Source organism: Paenibacillus xylanexedens, assembly GCF_007676705.1.
Lineage (GTDB): Bacteria > Bacillota > Bacilli > Paenibacillales > Paenibacillaceae > Paenibacillus > Paenibacillus xylanexedens_C.
Window position 1 is genome coordinate 915,804 of the sequence record NZ_VEBF01000002.1, and the last position, 14,389, is coordinate 930,192.

The window sequence follows — 14,389 nt, forward strand, 5'->3', positions numbered from 1 at the left end:
ATTATAGGTGCACTATTACACTCTCTTCATTGCTCGGGTAAAATACTTCATAATTAAATTCACTTTTCATCTCTTCCTTGTTCATCAAAATTGCAGCCGGAGTTGAATAGGAAAAAAATAAATTTCTTGTAGAGGTAGATTTTCTAACAACTATTCTAGATAACGTCTCCATATCAGGATGTCCGTGACCTGAGCCGCTAGTAGATATTAAGTAATTCTTTGAGTCGATCATATTGAGAAGTTCTAGACTGGTATTGAATTGGCTTCCATGATGAGAAACTTTAATTAGATCAAAGTAAAGCGATCCCTCTGTATTAGAATAAAGATCCTTAAGTTGTCGAATCGTTATTGAAGGTGGACAATCTCCTAAAAAAAGCATTTTTTTATCTTTATGTTCTAAAATAAATGTAATGGAACTAGCATTAATTTCATCACCATCCTCAAAGAAGGGCGACTTTGACAATTTCTTTATAGAACTTGTCGCTGATACATTCACTCTACCTGCACCGCTCCCTTTCGGTTCCAGATATTCAGATACATATTCCACTGCATCATCAAAGCATTGGTCTGATGTGAATGGCATTTTAGGAAAAGTTCGGCGCAGTTCTTTTTTCCATACTTTCTCTAATTCTTTAAGCTCAATATCAGTCGGAGAAAGTACTATAATTTTCACATCCCCATTACCGAGTAATATTGGTGTTTTCTTATAAGAAACTGCATTGCCACTATAAAACCCGTTCCAATTGTAACCGTTAAAGTATATATGGCCTGCAAGTCGAGATCCTTGTTTTCCACTTATAGGAGACCTACTATCAAAGTCTTCTTCAACGTAAACAACTCTTCTCTCGATGATTTCTTTCTCCGTTCTATTTAATTGATGTTCATCCTGGCTAATAGATAAATGCCGATAACTATTGTGCCATATTTCCTTCACTTCAATTATATTAGGGGCTTCACTAGTCCCGTTATCTTCTAAAAAGGAAATTGCGCCTGCAATATGATCCCGATCGATATGTGTAATAACCATTAAATCTAGATGTTCACCCTTTGTACTCATATTCAAAAGAACAGGTTTTACATAGTTCTTATAAGTATGAGGGTAAGCCAAATCTATAAGAATGTTTACATTTGAATTCTCGAAGCAACTAACCAGAAATGTATCGCCATTTTTTGCTGGAAACATTTCAATCCTTGAAGTATATATTGGACTCACCCTTATTTTTCTTAGATTTTCATCAGATAAATTAGCTAGGGCCTAACAAAGTTTCACCCATAAACCTTTCAAAATATCGACATTGCTTCTTATTTATTTGCCAACATTATGAAATATTCGACAAATAATCCGGAACACCTGCTAAAATACCTATAATTTGCAACAAAGTAAGTAGTTAAAGAGTCTTGTATGATAAAATAAAACGGGAATATTCTTTAATGAATCAGTTCAAAAGTATGATAATTAAAATAAAATTCAGAATATCAAGTATGTGAAATATTTCTTCACAAAATTATGTATCCTTTTAAAAAGGACTAATTAAAGAAGTTAATCTTTGGTTTTTTTAAAATCATTCCGGGTCATAAAATAAAGATCTCTTTTTTTATTCCTTCCAGCTGTATACTCAAAAATAGAGAGCTGCGTCAGAATGAAAAGCTGCAATAATAGTATCAGCTAGATGCTGCTCTGGAGAATATTTATCTTTCTCTGTTAGGATAACCACTGAAGTTCGCATTTTCATTTCTCCCTATTCCGAAGTGCAGTTTATCTAGTGAGACCACATTACAGGCAAGTTCGAGCATAAAATCTATTCCCCACTTAAAATTTTATCTTGCAACCACTTTATAGCTTCTTCACCCACCAGAATATTAGGTTGTTCTGGCGTTCCGATATTGATGCTTTTTATAAAAGCTTCTTCTATTTCTCTAAGCCCTGTTAAGTTAGCACCGTGCAACAAAGTTCCTTTAAACGATGCTGAACTGACATCTACCTGATTCATATTAGCATCTCGAAAATCTGTAAGGTACAGGGAACTGGAAATTAGCTTTGCATTTGACAAATTCGCATTTGTAAAAATGGACTCAGAAAGATCCGCTTTGGCAAACCTTGCACCTTGGGCATCTGCATCTGTAAAATCGGCATAAGACAAATCTGCCTTATAGAAATCAGCATTTACTACATTGGTGTTAGTAAAGCTGGATGAACATAACAACGATGATGACATGTCCATATGTTCCAAATTCATGCCATCAAATGCACATTCGGTCAAATAAGCCTGATCCAAAGGATATCCCGATAAATCGATATGACGAAAGTCTATTTCATCTACACCTAATTTTTCACCCTTTTCTCCATTGGTTTCAATCCACACTCGGTGTGAATTTAATTGCTCTATCAGTTCTTGTTGGTTGGTTGTTTGTTTGTTTTCATTGCTGCACCATATCTAATCACCCTGACGTCTTTCTATTTTTCTGGAATTTTTGAAAAGAGAGCAACAGGAAAAAAATCTCCAAGTCAACATTAATCGTTTCTAATAAACAATCAGCATGGTCAACGATCTTTTGCGATTATTGACTCTCAATCTCACAGACCTCAATATATTTTTTGTTTATCCACTCTAATGCTAATTCCGCTTCTTCTTTCAAGATAACGCCTCGCTGGCTTTTATACTGAAAGTTCTCTTTTGCCCATAACAATAGTAGCTTTACATATTCTAATGTCTCAATTTCACATGTACTGTCCTCTTCATCTTCTTCTGCAAAAATATCTTCAAAAGTTGTAAAAGACTGGTCAGATTTTATTAAGCTCACATTCCCTCCACCCTCGTATAACGTTATTTCCCCTCTCAGTAATTCGATTAAGTTTCCGATCTCTTCCTGGATCGTGGCGAAGTCTCCAAATATATCCGATCCCAAAGAATTACTAATCAGATAACCATTCTTGAACGATGAATCTATACTTAAGTCCACGATAACTTCGTTGAAATCTTCTTTATATTCAATGGTATACCTATATTTAATCATGTTCGTATCTCCAATCTTTTTATTACAATGGACAGGCGGATGTAATCATATCAATATAGCCCACAATAATTTATACAGCACCTTTATTTGCTGTCCTGTCACCTTCTTTGGTTATTTTCTGCATACAAAAGAGCTCATTCCTCACAACGTTCAGGTGGGAAGAGCTTTCGGATTTTTATAACATCAATCGGGGTCATACGGCAACGTTTTTAGTGCTTGCATATCTCCCCAACTGTACACCCAATACTTGGACTATGAATACTATGGACATATAAGATAAACGAACTTTCGTTGTTCCTCCAAATGATTTATGATTCACAATCAGTGAGTTAAGAATGTAAACCCAATCTTTTTTTTACCATATCTAATAAATTATAAATCTCCTGTTTAGCTTCTGGGTGCTCCTCCACGTACTTCTCACTGTAAATCATCAAATAGTTATAAAATTCATCATGCTCCATCACTGCCATTACATCTTCATCATATGCTGGCGGCTCTCCAATAAAACACACTTTCTGATCACCAATATACTCTTCCTCTTCTGGCATATGATAGGATGAAAATTGTACCTCCAGTGGACCTGAACCATATCCATGTCTCTCATGATCTCCGAAGTATGTTAAAGCTCTCGGAAAATCAATAATCCAGAAATAGGATTCTACTAATCTATCTATTTCAGCTTTTGTTGCCAATATTTTATACATCATATCTCTCCTTCATTGTTAATTAAAAAGCAGGATAAAAGTTCTTTATGTTCCCTTTTTCATCTACGAACCCCACAAATTTCAGCCCATTTAGTTCTCCTTTAACTATCCCGTTTTTCACGTTTCCAGCCTGTATCTGTGGCTCTAATGCTGCTTTTCCCCAATTATACATTTTTTCATTAGAAATTATATTAGGATCATATACTGTTTTGGGATCGTTCACTCTCTTCCCAAGCACATTTCCATTTGAGTCCGTTATCGGTTCAAAAATACTTTTATCTGATTCACTTCGTTTCAAGGACGGAATTTGATACTCCACCTCGTAAATCCCCTCGATATTGTGCTTCTTGGGTTCACCTATAAAATAATCCTTTTTAACACTCAGCCCATACTTATTTGCGTCTTCTTGTAAGGTCTCATTAAATTTGTCCATATTATGACCACCTGATACTCCAGGTCTGCTACCTCTCTTAAATCCATCAACGTTTACTAGGTGAGCATATGGTCTTTGCAATTTTTCAGCATCACTTACATGTTCACTTATTATACTCTTAGATGCTTGCCCTTTACTCTCAGAACCCTTCTTTTGCTCATTCGCTTTCTTCGCTTCAGCCGCTTCCAAATTCTTTTTAATCTTCGCCACAGCTGGATGGGATGAAGGCAACCGAAAAGGCCCTTTGCCACCTGGCATACTCCCACGAACCATCTGAAATGCCATGAATAGCTGGCTGAACTTCAGTGAAGTTAGCATCATCTGCGCATACTTATCAGATACAGGTTCACCTGTCATCGGATGAATGCCCATCTCAAACGCCTTGATCTGCATCGCATAGATATCTTCCCCAGGGGGTTCTACATTCACAGCTTGCATGCGATTGATATCCAGATGCCCCTGATCCCTCTGATAAGCCTGAAGAGCAGCCTGATCCGCAACACCCTCCTCATTGACAGGCATCCACATTAACTTTCCAAACATATTAACTTGTGCCATTCGATAGCCCTTATCATTCGAACCTGTGTTACTTACCGAATTTCTCATCATCGCTGCCGCACCCACGGCCCCAATAGCACCGCCCAGACTCACCTGCTCAGCATCTGTATTCTCAAAACGCGTGGCAATATCCTTCAATTCCTTGGAGGTCTTCACCATACTCTCCAACGCTTTATCCAGTATAGGGCGTGACCGTTCAAACTCATAGAAAAATCGCTCCTGCGTTGCCCCCATCCACAATGTCTGAATAAACATGATCTGTCTTGTCAGATTCCCACGTATACTCTCCATCTCTTGTCTGGCCTGATCCACCTGATTCGACACGTGATGTAGTTGCTCTGGGGTAACTTTAATTGTACTCATCCATTTTCACCGCTCATCTGAAATATGATAATACTATGTTAGCAGAAGTTAGATGGCAATTACATCCGGCTAACCTCCTGATTTCACTTTATGAACCCACTCACAATATGTTATTGTTTCATACTACGGTCCTAACTCACTTCTCAACTCTGCGAAGGATACTGAAATACAATATCAAATTAAAAACCAGCCCATAAGATGAGCTGGCTTGCTAACTAGCACTTTTTTAAAAGCAAAGTTGGAATTTTCGCTATTTCTCCTCTGAATATATAAATACATAATTACTCTCATCCGACTTCTCTTCTGAGAAAACAAAACCTAACCGATCAAAATTTCTGATATCCTTCGCATCTGTAATTTTCCGTTCTGCCATATACCGCACCATTTCACCTCTGGCCATCTTGGCCCGCGTGGCCTTTTCAACAAGCTTCCCATCAACCATTTGCCCAAATACACAAGTGATAAAACGGGTCTCCTCATTCAGAAAAGGGGTGATGTTCTTGCTATACTCTTTGGAAGCCAGATTCAGAATACAGTTGCTTTCCTCTTGAAGCTGATCTGCCAACTTGCTGCCCCAGAATTGATAGAGCGATTTGAAGCCCGGACCTTGCAACTTGCCCTGCATCTCCAACCGATAAGGTGTAACCCCATCCAAAGGCCGCAACATGCCATAAAAACCGGATAATATACGTAAATGCTGCTGAAGATACGCCAGTTCCTCATCTTGAAAAACACCCGGAGCCATATACTGATACTGAATGCCCTCATAGGCGTAGATGGCTGGTGTCAGATTTGCTTTTATATTCATATTCTGAATCCGCTCCAGGTTCTGTTCGGCGATTGCATCGTTACACTTCCACATCGCTTTGAGTTCGTCATAGGATAACTCTTGAAGCAGACTCAATAGCTGTTCTGACTCATTTATAAAATGCGGCATCTGCGCGATAGCCATAAGATCGGTATCGATCTTCATCTTTTTAGCTGGTGATATGATAATTCTCATCATGCTGATCCATCCTTAATCTACCGTTGTTATTGTCGTTATTCATTGTACAGGATTGGCTAGGTGAATCCAATGTCAAGGCTTAACTAAATCACTCATGCTACGTTTGAAAAGACTCAAAAATGAACAAGTCAGCCCACGATTGGACCGGCTTGTTCATTAGAATTCAACACATTAAATTGGTGAGAAAGCAAGGCGTGCATTTCAAACCGCTAATTAGGGAGATACACTTCCCGCGCCGCTATTTGGCTCTGTTTTTGTAGTCGGCAATTGAATCATTGGCGTATTTGACCCACTTACATATGGAAGTGCTCCATCCCATTTCTTGATGGTTTCATATTCAACGAGTTGACTTGTTAATGATTGCTGAAGCTCTTTATTTGCTTTAGCTTGACCTTCTGCTTCGATCAATAGTTTATCTGCATTACCTTGTGCTTCCACACGCTTACGTTCTGCTTCTTTCTTGGCGATCTCAAGTTCAGTCGTTTTACGTTCCAGTTCTTGAGAAGCTTCGACACGCTTATCGATTGCTTCCTGAGTCTTGGCGTCAGGTTGAGGAACACCTACGGTCACGTTTGATACAATAAAGCCTAACTCTTTAACGTCGTCAGAAAAACGTTGTTCGACGTCTACGCCTGCTTCGGATGACTTTTCACCATACACATCAATGACTGTAAACTTAGAGATACCTTTACGAGCTGCGTCACGGAAACGTGTTTTGAGATATGTATCCTCAATTTCTTGAATGCTAATTGGCCCAAATGTATTAAATATAGAAGATACTTTACTTGGTTCTACTTGGTAGTTGTAAGCAAAATCGATTGTGATGTTTTTCCCGTCAGAAGTAGCAATCTGAATATCTCTATATTCAACCGTTTGAATTCGGATAGGATATTTCGTCACTTTATCAAACGCTCCAACGAGTTTCCATCCTTGACTCAGTGTACTATCTTTTACGCCTCCATTTGGTGAATACACGACCCCAACATATCCATTAGGAATTCGTGTTACAAAGAAGGTCACCAGTAATACTCCCACAATAATAACTAATGCAACCGTAATTGCCCCTACTCTAAACGTCTTTGAATTTTTCATCTACATTCTCCTCTTGTTTGAATTTATTGTATTTCTTCAACACTCTACTACCTATTTTATTGAATAGCGGGAACATTAATGACCATAGAATAAATGCTAGGATAAAAATTAAAATGATTCCCCCAATAAATGGCATATTCTTCCTCCTTCGTAACATGCTGTGGCTTCATTTACATCTGTTTAAATGCTACTTCTCCATTCAACCAAATTTATAACTAACTAATTATATCCTCTTTTATATATACTTTGTAAATTCATATTCGGTTTCATTCAATGCTATCCAGCGCTTGAACTACTATTAGGTAAAGTAGCGAAGAAAATGGTGAGTCAATGACGTCCAGTATCCGGTTATCCTATCAAGAAAGTGATCATCAATTCATCTGGGTATTATGGATCAGGCCATAGTTGCACCCATTGCTCTTCTCTCTGGGTGTAGACATATTCCTGCGGATTGTCCTTAAATTGGACGACTACAGGATACTGTGGCATTTTACTGCGACGAGCAGTGATGCTAATGATATCATGTTCATCCATACCTTTTTCAACGGTTAAATACGTTCTTAAACCATCTTCAAGTTCCTTCATATCCTTTTTATAGGAGCCATACCATGTGACAGAAGCTATGACCACTAGTGCAAATACAATCAATGATCCTTTTAGAAACTTCATTTTATTCACCTCCATTACCAGTTTCTATCAATATAGATTTAATAATTTTATCTGATATTTCTCTATGTACAATCTCTATTCATTGATATTTATCCTAAAAAGGTTCTATTTATCCAATTATATCGGACCCTGATCCTTGCGGAACAGACAATCTTACTTTGTCGTCTGGGTCGTTATATCTAAGTTACTTTATCCACTCGTCAATCTTCTATTACCTGAAGTTAGGTCGTTATTCTCATTATCTCAATGCTCCATTTTGCTATGATTATTATTGCTTTGGGCTTAAGTTCATTCCACCAATACCATATCAGTGATATTATTTTTCAGATAACAACCAGGTGGGGTTGATGTTCTTATTTAATTTATATTTTAGAGAGAAAGGGTGTCCCTCACATGTTTATTGTTCAATTACTACTCGCTATCGCACTTGTGGGCAGCTCAGGCAGCTCAAATTATGCGACTTCTACACAACTAGAAATCAACCAATCACAGCCCATGGATGCTTCTCCTGAACAAGTCATGGAAACTGGTTTAGAACCTTTCCGATCCGAACGCAATTATAATGGATGGGAGCCAGAACTCGATGAATTCGAGCAGGCCGCCAGCAATCTTCAGAACAAGTTATTTGATAGTACTGTATCTCCGATCCTATCCAAACCTGGCGATACAGGGACTTTCGATTACGGCGGACATCTGAAATTGCTAAAGTCTGTACCTCTAAATGCACGTTTTGAACGTGGGCCACTAACCATTCATGTTGTTCATGCTCAATTATTAGAGGCCAGCGATATTCCTGAGGATTCACAGAAAAACATTTCCATTCTGAATCGAGAAGATATCGGTTCTAAGATCACTTATATCAATATCCTCTACACTGTGGAAAATACAACCGATCAGAATATCGGTTTTTACGGCTTAAACTCCGTTCATCCAAACACGGGCAAGCCGATCTCCGCCGATCGCAATTTTATGAGAAAATCATATGTCTATAATCAGTATGATGGCGTAGTCGTTGATAATACGAGTTATGGTTTGGTATATACCGATGACCCGAATGAGCTGGAATCCATTGAACTTGTGTTCAATAAAATCTATGACTACGACACTGGAAAAACCATTGTAGAGCCCACTTCGTTGAACATTCCTTTTAACTTTTAAGAGTAGTGCCCCCACGTCTCAGCCCTTTTTTAAATAAGTAGTATTCAGCAGTTTCACTCATATAAACAAACCCCCGGCAACGCTTCTGCATTCAGCAGCGTACAGCCGGGGGTTCATGATTATATTCACCTTTTTCTATGGTTTAAATACTATCACGGTAAAACCATCATGTGGTGTGTAACTTAGGGTCAGATGACTATCACTTTATGGCCTGCCATCCACTGTATTTTAATGCATGATTTCTTTCTTGTTTACCTTCATGCCAGACAATGACTGATCGAACATGTCAAGAACAAATAAGAATCGTTCGGCTTCACGAAAAACGTGGTCTGCTAATAAGGGGTGAATGATGCTTTTGATTCGACACTCCTCAATTAAGTCGCGCGCAGTCTTCTTAAAGTCTCGTAACGATTGAACTGAAACGCGGTTTTCATCAACAAATTGACTTAGTAAGGGATGGGTTTGCGATTGTGGACGCATGGAACTTAAATCGATGGCTTGGAACATCAGCGTATCAAAATCTTGACTAAATCCCCTTGCTTGTTCCACTAATTTTCGCTCGGATGGATCAAGAAGATGACCTATAAATTTCGCATGATCTGCCATGATTTTGAGGAAAAATACATTTTCATCGATAATCGCATCAGGTAATGGCTCAAGTCTCCCGCTATTGAGTTCCTCTAACCGATTTCTAAAGTAATTGGCTTCTCGGCTAACATGATCCACAAGCAAAGGGAAATTGGTTCCCCCTGGAAGTTGACACCGTAGTATAAGCCCAAGCACTTTTCTTTTAAATGCCCATATGTGTGCAGCCGCATTGTGAACTTCTGAATTAAACTGTCTAATGGTTTGCGGATCCGTATCTGCTTGAAAAGAATGTGATCTTCTTTCGATATCCTCAAAGATTGCATGGAATTGATTGGCCTCATTAATTAACTGCGTATCTTCACACCTAAACCCTAGTCGAAGAAAAAAGGAATGTTCTTTCATAATGCGTGACCAAAAACGTATTTCGTCTAATGATTTGACAACAAAAGGATCCGACAAACCTTATCCCACCTTTCAGCACACTTAATAAGTAGACCATTTAAATATGCCATGATAGCAGAGTATATGGGGACGCCATGTTTCAATATGCTATCGAAAAATAAAAAATCAAGATTAATAAGGTGTGAATTTAAATACTTTCTGAGTGAGGAAAATATACGGGTATAGTTCACAAACCCACCTACAGGGGATTGGATTTCACACTAAACACGCAAAAAGGCGGATCCCAATGGATCACGCCTTTTTGCGTGTTTAACAGATTTATAACTAAAACTGCCTTCTATTTACTTTTTAGTCTTTTTAGGAAGTATTCCTACTGCCCTTGCAGCAGCAGCGCTTTTTTCTACAAAAGCAACCGGATTATCAATGGATTCCCAGTGGATATATTTAAATTGAATGTTTTGGAAAATCCAGTGGTTATGAATTGCACTAACTTTGATACCCCGCTTGCGTAATTCTGAGACAAAAGGATTGATTTCACTTTCTAGTATCACTGTTTCCCCCAAGTTTAGAGTGCGCCCACGGGAGTCACGAGATTCTACAGATAATGCAAATGGTAATGTTAAAGGGGATCTACTGCGCCGACCTAGAATCTTAACATTTAAATTCCGTAAAGTTTGAACAACGCAAGCTGGTTTATTTGTTGCTACCTGTCCGCCAATAATTTTAGCTAAACGTGCACACAAAGCTTTTTCACTCATATTAAATACCTCCCTATTGATTCAAACGAACAATATATATTATGATTAACAATTTTAATCTGATAGGAACATTTGATAGAGTATACTCGTATATTTTTCACATACCGTTAGAGCTCATATCAAGACATAGATAAATGGCTCATCACCATGCAATGCCACATCAAGCACTTTCTGCAAAGCAGACTTCTTAACGTTTCAGCTGTCAAACTAACAACCCCCAGCAACGCGTCTGCATTCAGCAGCGCATAGCCGGGGGTAATTTAATATTTACAATGAAAATCATCTCCGAGATCGATGAAGGGAATTCCACGGATTGTACCCGGTTCAGTACGACAGCTCCTTACATCGAAAGGTAACGGGGTATTGATATCACAGATTTGAACATAAGGCTTTCTAAATTAAAATTTTTCGTCCAAGCACTTTAATCTTATCTGCATAAGGTAATGAATATAAAGAAAGCGAGGTATAACCATGTCTACTCAATTTTTAGATTCTCGTCTATCCCTGCATAATACCTTTAGTGCTGGCACTTCAATTTTATCAGCAACCCCTACATTGCTGGGTGATATAGGACTTCAAACTGTCACTGCTATAGGAACCCCAAACGAAAATGATGTACGTATTCAACTTTGGGGAACAGTTGGGGTTAACAGATCTGCATCAAACCTAGTCAACATTTACGTTGAAAGAGGTGGCACTGGTATATTCGGTACAGGATTTCTCATTTTCAATTCAACGATTGATTTAACTTCAGGTCCGGGTTCCAGACTTCTGACATTTGCTGCTGGGGACTTCCCACCAGTAACTGATGTTGTAACTGGCCAGATTCGATATACAATGTATGTTGCAAGTTCCGCAGCAACTGCTGTAACTATTATTGGCCCAGTTTCCTTTAATGGTTTAGCTCAAGCAGGCACATCTTAAAACTAAATATAAAAAACAGGAACTCGGGATGGTACTTAGCTCCGAAGTTCCTGTTTTTTTTATATTCTCTTTACGATCTAACAATCTTAGATAATATTATTACTGATTAACTCTACGTAATGCTTTGAAAGAAAGTACTTGAAACAGAAAAAGCGGGAAGAGAGACGACCAGTCATACGCCGCATCGTGCGGTTGTGCGTTTCATTCCCGCTCAATTTCCACAATACAAATATATCATGTAAAAAGTCCAACGAATGGCCATTCTTTCATTCATAACTTCTAAAACATAATAGATCGCTGAAACTTCTTGCCACTAAGCGGACAACTCTTTCAAATCAGCAACATACGATATTTCAATATAATAGATTGGAGGAATGAAAATGGTTCGTACACTTGACGCTCGTACTTCTCTCGCCTCCACGGGCATTACTCCACTCAACATTCCACTTCCATCAAACACACCTACTTTGCTTGGGATCGTGGGACTCAACATTGTTAATCCAGGACCGCTCATCCGTACTCAGTTTAATGGGACTTATCGATTCTCAGTGGCCAGTTTATCTTCGTTGCCCTCTACTATTCGCTTGGAAATCTTCAGGGGGGCCACCAATACAGGCCAACCTATTTATGTCGTTTCCCAGCCTATATTCACTTCCACCAACACTATACTCGCAAGTTTCGAAGGTTCGGATTACAATGTGCCTCCCCCTATAAATGGACAACTAATCTATTCTTGCTATGCAACATTTGTGCCAGCATCCGGAATGGAACAAGCCACCCGCATTGGACCGGAATGCTTCAATGCTGTCACTTACAGCGACGATTAACTTCAACTCTATATGACTCCTTTACGGAAGGAGGAAATCACATGGTCAAAACTTTAGATGCTCGGACTTCCCAAGGCTCCAACGGACAGAACATTTTAACACCCAGCTTCACGAATGGAGTCCCACAATTATTCGCCCAGGTTGGACTACAAGTAAATAATCCAGGAATGGTCATACGGACGCTTTTTTCGGGTATTATCGAAATTACCGCCGATCAGCTTCCTGTTAACGGGGATCTTGTCATAGAAGTGTATCGAGGATTGAGCAATTCACAGCAGCTTGTTTATCGTGCAGGTACTATTGTCCAGGCCAACCCGTTTTTTAGTCCTTGCGTATTAACCTTTACTGGTTCGGATTATAATGTGACACCACCAGGAAATGGTCAACTTATTTATTCTGTATACGCTACATTTACCTATAATCCAAACTTCAGTGTTAACAACCTGCGCCTGGGGCCCGAAAGTTTCAATGCTACAGTTTATTCCGATGATTAATAGTCCTGAGCTAATTTCGTTAACATCTGCCCTCTTCTTATTTGTTGAACGTACAAAGGGGAGTGCTAGAATTGATTAGCTCTCCCCTTTTATTTAGGTGTGTTATTTAGACCTTTTCCTAAACTCATGAAATTCATATTCCTCATCAGTGGTAAAACAGAGCATAATAAATCATTTTCGTCATTTTCCTTATTTTAGGATACATTTGGCAACTAATTTAAGGGACTTTTTCCCTGTTATCTTTCAGATAACAATTAATATAACCTGTAATTATCTTGATTCGAAATAGAATGAAAGATTGGATGAAGTTGAAATGATATTTCATTTGAAATTACATATCTTCCTATTTGAACTAGTGTTTAATTCCTGAAAACAAAAAAAGCCGCCATGTAGGCGACTTTGAGGGTACCCTATCAAATAGATAGATGAAAAAAGTTAAGTTTCCAGTACGAATCAATATTCAATCGGGAGGTTCATCCTAATCATTTCAAATACTACACTTCATACTCTACTTAAACTCATCTCGTAAAATCATGCTGACCAATCGTCAGCAGCGTCGGCCTGCTCTTGCTCCACACCGAAGTGGCAATCTTCGGATTGTAATAATACAACGCTCCATTCGTCGGATCAGCCCCATTTAATGCTTTGCGTGCAGCCCTGTAAGAGGTCTGGGTTGGCTTGGTATTAAACTGGCCATCGTCTATAGCCGTGAACTGCCCTTTCTGGAAAATAACCTTCGAAATAGACGACGGGAATTCACTCGAATGTACCCGATTCAACACAACCGCTCCTACAGCGACTTGCCCTTCAAAAGATTCTCCGCGCGCCTCACCATGGATCAGCTTCGCCAACTGGCGCAGCGTTTCGCCCTCAGCTTTGGCCTTTTTGTTCAGCCTGTTGAGCGTCGCAGGACCTGCAACGCCATCTGCACTTAGTCCCTGAGCCTGCTGGAACTCACGGACAGCACGTTTGGTAATCGAACCATAATATCCAGTCATTCCGGCATCGAAGTACCCCAGATCGCTTAATTGCTCCTGCAGTTGCAGCACATGTTCACTACGAACGCCCTGTTCCAGCTTCTGTGCTCCTGCAGAAGGAGCTACCACGGTCAATCCCAGCGTCATCGCGCAGGCACCGAGAAGCATGCTGACCCGCCCTGCTCTTTTGCCAGCCGTTCTTCCCTTCCCATGAGTGACTTTCCGACTGACGGTGATAGGTTCCATGTTGCCAGCAATCGCTAACAGATCCAGCCCCTCATTTGTGCTATCGACTGTAGTCCGTTCATTGCTGTTCATATTGCTAGTCCCCCTCATCTCTTTCATCTCACTCACGCTATCTAATTCACTTATCATATTCTTTTCATTCATTTCATTCGTTTGATCCATTCCAATATTGTTC

At 39.3% G+C, this 14,389-nt stretch carries 15 protein-coding genes; 4 read left to right on the top strand and 11 right to left on the bottom strand.

Going from position 1 to position 14,389, the window contains the following annotated elements:
* Window position 1: 1 nt before the first annotated feature.
* The 8 genes from FS628_RS13980 to FS628_RS14015 all read right to left on the bottom strand — a co-directional run bounded on the left by FS628_RS13980 (window position 2) and on the right by FS628_RS14015 (window position 7,840).
* Entirely contained in the window at window positions 2-1,057 is a 1,056-nt protein-coding gene (locus tag FS628_RS13980) for an MBL fold metallo-hydrolase (RefSeq protein WP_164783155.1), read from the bottom strand.
* A 742-nt stretch (window positions 1,058-1,799) separates the two neighbouring features.
* On the bottom strand, window positions 1,800-2,363 hold the full coding sequence (locus FS628_RS13985) for a pentapeptide repeat-containing protein (RefSeq protein ID WP_260871029.1): 564 nt from the start codon (window positions 2,361-2,363) through the stop codon (window positions 1,800-1,802).
* Between the two features lie 196 nt (window positions 2,364-2,559).
* Entirely contained in the window at window positions 2,560-3,015 is a 456-nt protein-coding gene (locus FS628_RS13990) for a hypothetical protein (protein WP_145322758.1), read from the bottom strand.
* Window positions 3,016-3,344: 329 nt separating this feature from the next.
* Window positions 3,345-3,719, bottom strand: coding sequence for a ribonuclease toxin immunity protein CdiI (cdiI, locus tag FS628_RS13995; RefSeq protein WP_145322760.1), 375 nt, complete (start codon window positions 3,717-3,719; stop codon window positions 3,345-3,347).
* Between the two features lie 22 nt (window positions 3,720-3,741).
* On the bottom strand, window positions 3,742-5,073 hold the full coding sequence (locus tag FS628_RS14000) for a WXG100 family type VII secretion target (RefSeq protein WP_145322762.1): 1,332 nt from the start codon (window positions 5,071-5,073) through the stop codon (window positions 3,742-3,744).
* 250 nt (window positions 5,074-5,323) lie between these two features.
* Window positions 5,324-6,079, bottom strand: coding sequence for a peroxide stress protein YaaA (gene yaaA / locus FS628_RS14005; protein WP_260871030.1), 756 nt, complete (start codon window positions 6,077-6,079; stop codon window positions 5,324-5,326).
* A gap of 213 nt (window positions 6,080-6,292) precedes the next feature.
* Window positions 6,293-7,171 carry a prohibitin family protein gene (locus tag FS628_RS14010; RefSeq protein ID WP_145322764.1) on the bottom strand — a complete coding sequence of 293 codons (879 nt, stop codon included), beginning with the start codon at window positions 7,169-7,171 and terminating at the stop codon, window positions 6,293-6,295.
* A 387-nt stretch (window positions 7,172-7,558) separates the two neighbouring features.
* On the bottom strand, window positions 7,559-7,840 hold the full coding sequence (locus tag FS628_RS14015; protein ID WP_186327818.1) for a DUF3139 domain-containing protein: 282 nt from the start codon (window positions 7,838-7,840) through the stop codon (window positions 7,559-7,561).
* Window positions 7,841-8,233: 393 nt separating this feature from the next.
* On the opposite strand from FS628_RS14015, the gene FS628_RS14020 reads away from it, so the two are divergent.
* Window positions 8,234-8,998, top strand: coding sequence for a hypothetical protein (locus tag FS628_RS14020; protein WP_145322768.1), 765 nt, complete (start codon window positions 8,234-8,236; stop codon window positions 8,996-8,998).
* 228 nt (window positions 8,999-9,226) lie between these two features.
* On the opposite strand, the gene FS628_RS14025 is transcribed toward FS628_RS14020, so the two are convergent.
* Both FS628_RS14025 and FS628_RS14030 read right to left on the bottom strand, forming a co-directional pair.
* The gene (locus FS628_RS14025) at window positions 9,227-9,988 is read right to left on the bottom strand and encodes a DUF2935 domain-containing protein (protein ID WP_260871091.1); all 762 of its coding nucleotides are present in this window, start codon (window positions 9,986-9,988) and stop codon (window positions 9,227-9,229) included.
* 341 nt (window positions 9,989-10,329) lie between these two features.
* Complete coding sequence (locus FS628_RS14030) at window positions 10,330-10,746, bottom strand: DUF1259 domain-containing protein (RefSeq protein ID WP_145322772.1); 417 nt, start codon at window positions 10,744-10,746, stop codon at window positions 10,330-10,332.
* Between the two features lie 471 nt (window positions 10,747-11,217).
* Between FS628_RS14030 and FS628_RS14035 the strand changes: the two genes are divergently transcribed.
* The 3 genes from FS628_RS14035 to FS628_RS14045 all read left to right on the top strand — a co-directional run bounded on the left by FS628_RS14035 (window position 11,218) and on the right by FS628_RS14045 (window position 12,991).
* Window positions 11,218-11,670 carry a hypothetical protein gene (locus tag FS628_RS14035; RefSeq protein ID WP_145322774.1) on the top strand — a complete coding sequence of 151 codons (453 nt, stop codon included), beginning with the start codon at window positions 11,218-11,220 and terminating at the stop codon, window positions 11,668-11,670.
* Window positions 11,671-12,050: 380 nt separating this feature from the next.
* Complete coding sequence (locus tag FS628_RS14040; protein ID WP_145322776.1) at window positions 12,051-12,497, top strand: hypothetical protein; 447 nt, start codon at window positions 12,051-12,053, stop codon at window positions 12,495-12,497.
* Between the two features lie 41 nt (window positions 12,498-12,538).
* Complete coding sequence (locus FS628_RS14045; RefSeq protein WP_145322778.1) at window positions 12,539-12,991, top strand: hypothetical protein; 453 nt, start codon at window positions 12,539-12,541, stop codon at window positions 12,989-12,991.
* Window positions 12,992-13,509: 518 nt separating this feature from the next.
* Here the strand turns inward: FS628_RS14045 and FS628_RS14050 are convergent.
* Window positions 13,510-14,136, bottom strand: a complete 627-nt coding sequence (locus tag FS628_RS14050) for a cell wall hydrolase (RefSeq protein WP_145324150.1) — start codon at window positions 14,134-14,136, stop codon at window positions 13,510-13,512.
* Window positions 14,137-14,389: the final 253 nt, after the last annotated feature.

Coding starts and splice junctions, on each gene's coding strand:
- yaaA (WP_260871030.1), bottom strand. CDS start 6,079: ATGATGAGAATTATCATATCACCAGCTAAAAAGATGAAGATCGATACC.
- cdiI (WP_145322760.1), bottom strand. CDS start 3,719: ATGTATAAAATATTGGCAACAAAAGCTGAAATAGATAGATTAGTAGAA.
- FS628_RS14035 (WP_145322774.1), top strand. CDS start 11,218: ATGTCTACTCAATTTTTAGATTCTCGTCTATCCCTGCATAATACCTTT.
- FS628_RS14030 (WP_145322772.1), bottom strand. CDS start 10,746: ATGAGTGAAAAAGCTTTGTGTGCACGTTTAGCTAAAATTATTGGCGGA.
- FS628_RS14010 (WP_145322764.1), bottom strand. CDS start 7,171: ATGAAAAATTCAAAGACGTTTAGAGTAGGGGCAATTACGGTTGCATTA.
- FS628_RS13990 (WP_145322758.1), bottom strand. CDS start 3,015: ATGATTAAATATAGGTATACCATTGAATATAAAGAAGATTTCAACGAA.
- FS628_RS14015 (WP_186327818.1), bottom strand. CDS start 7,840: ATGAAGTTTCTAAAAGGATCATTGATTGTATTTGCACTAGTGGTCATA.
- FS628_RS14045 (WP_145322778.1), top strand. CDS start 12,539: ATGGTCAAAACTTTAGATGCTCGGACTTCCCAAGGCTCCAACGGACAG.
- FS628_RS14000 (WP_145322762.1), bottom strand. CDS start 5,073: ATGAGTACAATTAAAGTTACCCCAGAGCAACTACATCACGTGTCGAAT.
- FS628_RS13980 (WP_164783155.1), bottom strand. CDS start 1,057: ATGAGTACAAAGGGTGAACATCTAGATTTAATGGTTATTACACATATC.
- FS628_RS14050 (WP_145324150.1), bottom strand. CDS start 14,136: ATGCTTCTCGGTGCCTGCGCGATGACGCTGGGATTGACCGTGGTAGCT.
- FS628_RS14025 (WP_260871091.1), bottom strand. CDS start 9,988: ATGAAAGAACATTCCTTTTTTCTTCGACTAGGGTTTAGGTGTGAAGAT.
- FS628_RS14020 (WP_145322768.1), top strand. CDS start 8,234: ATGTTTATTGTTCAATTACTACTCGCTATCGCACTTGTGGGCAGCTCA.
- FS628_RS14040 (WP_145322776.1), top strand. CDS start 12,051: ATGGTTCGTACACTTGACGCTCGTACTTCTCTCGCCTCCACGGGCATT.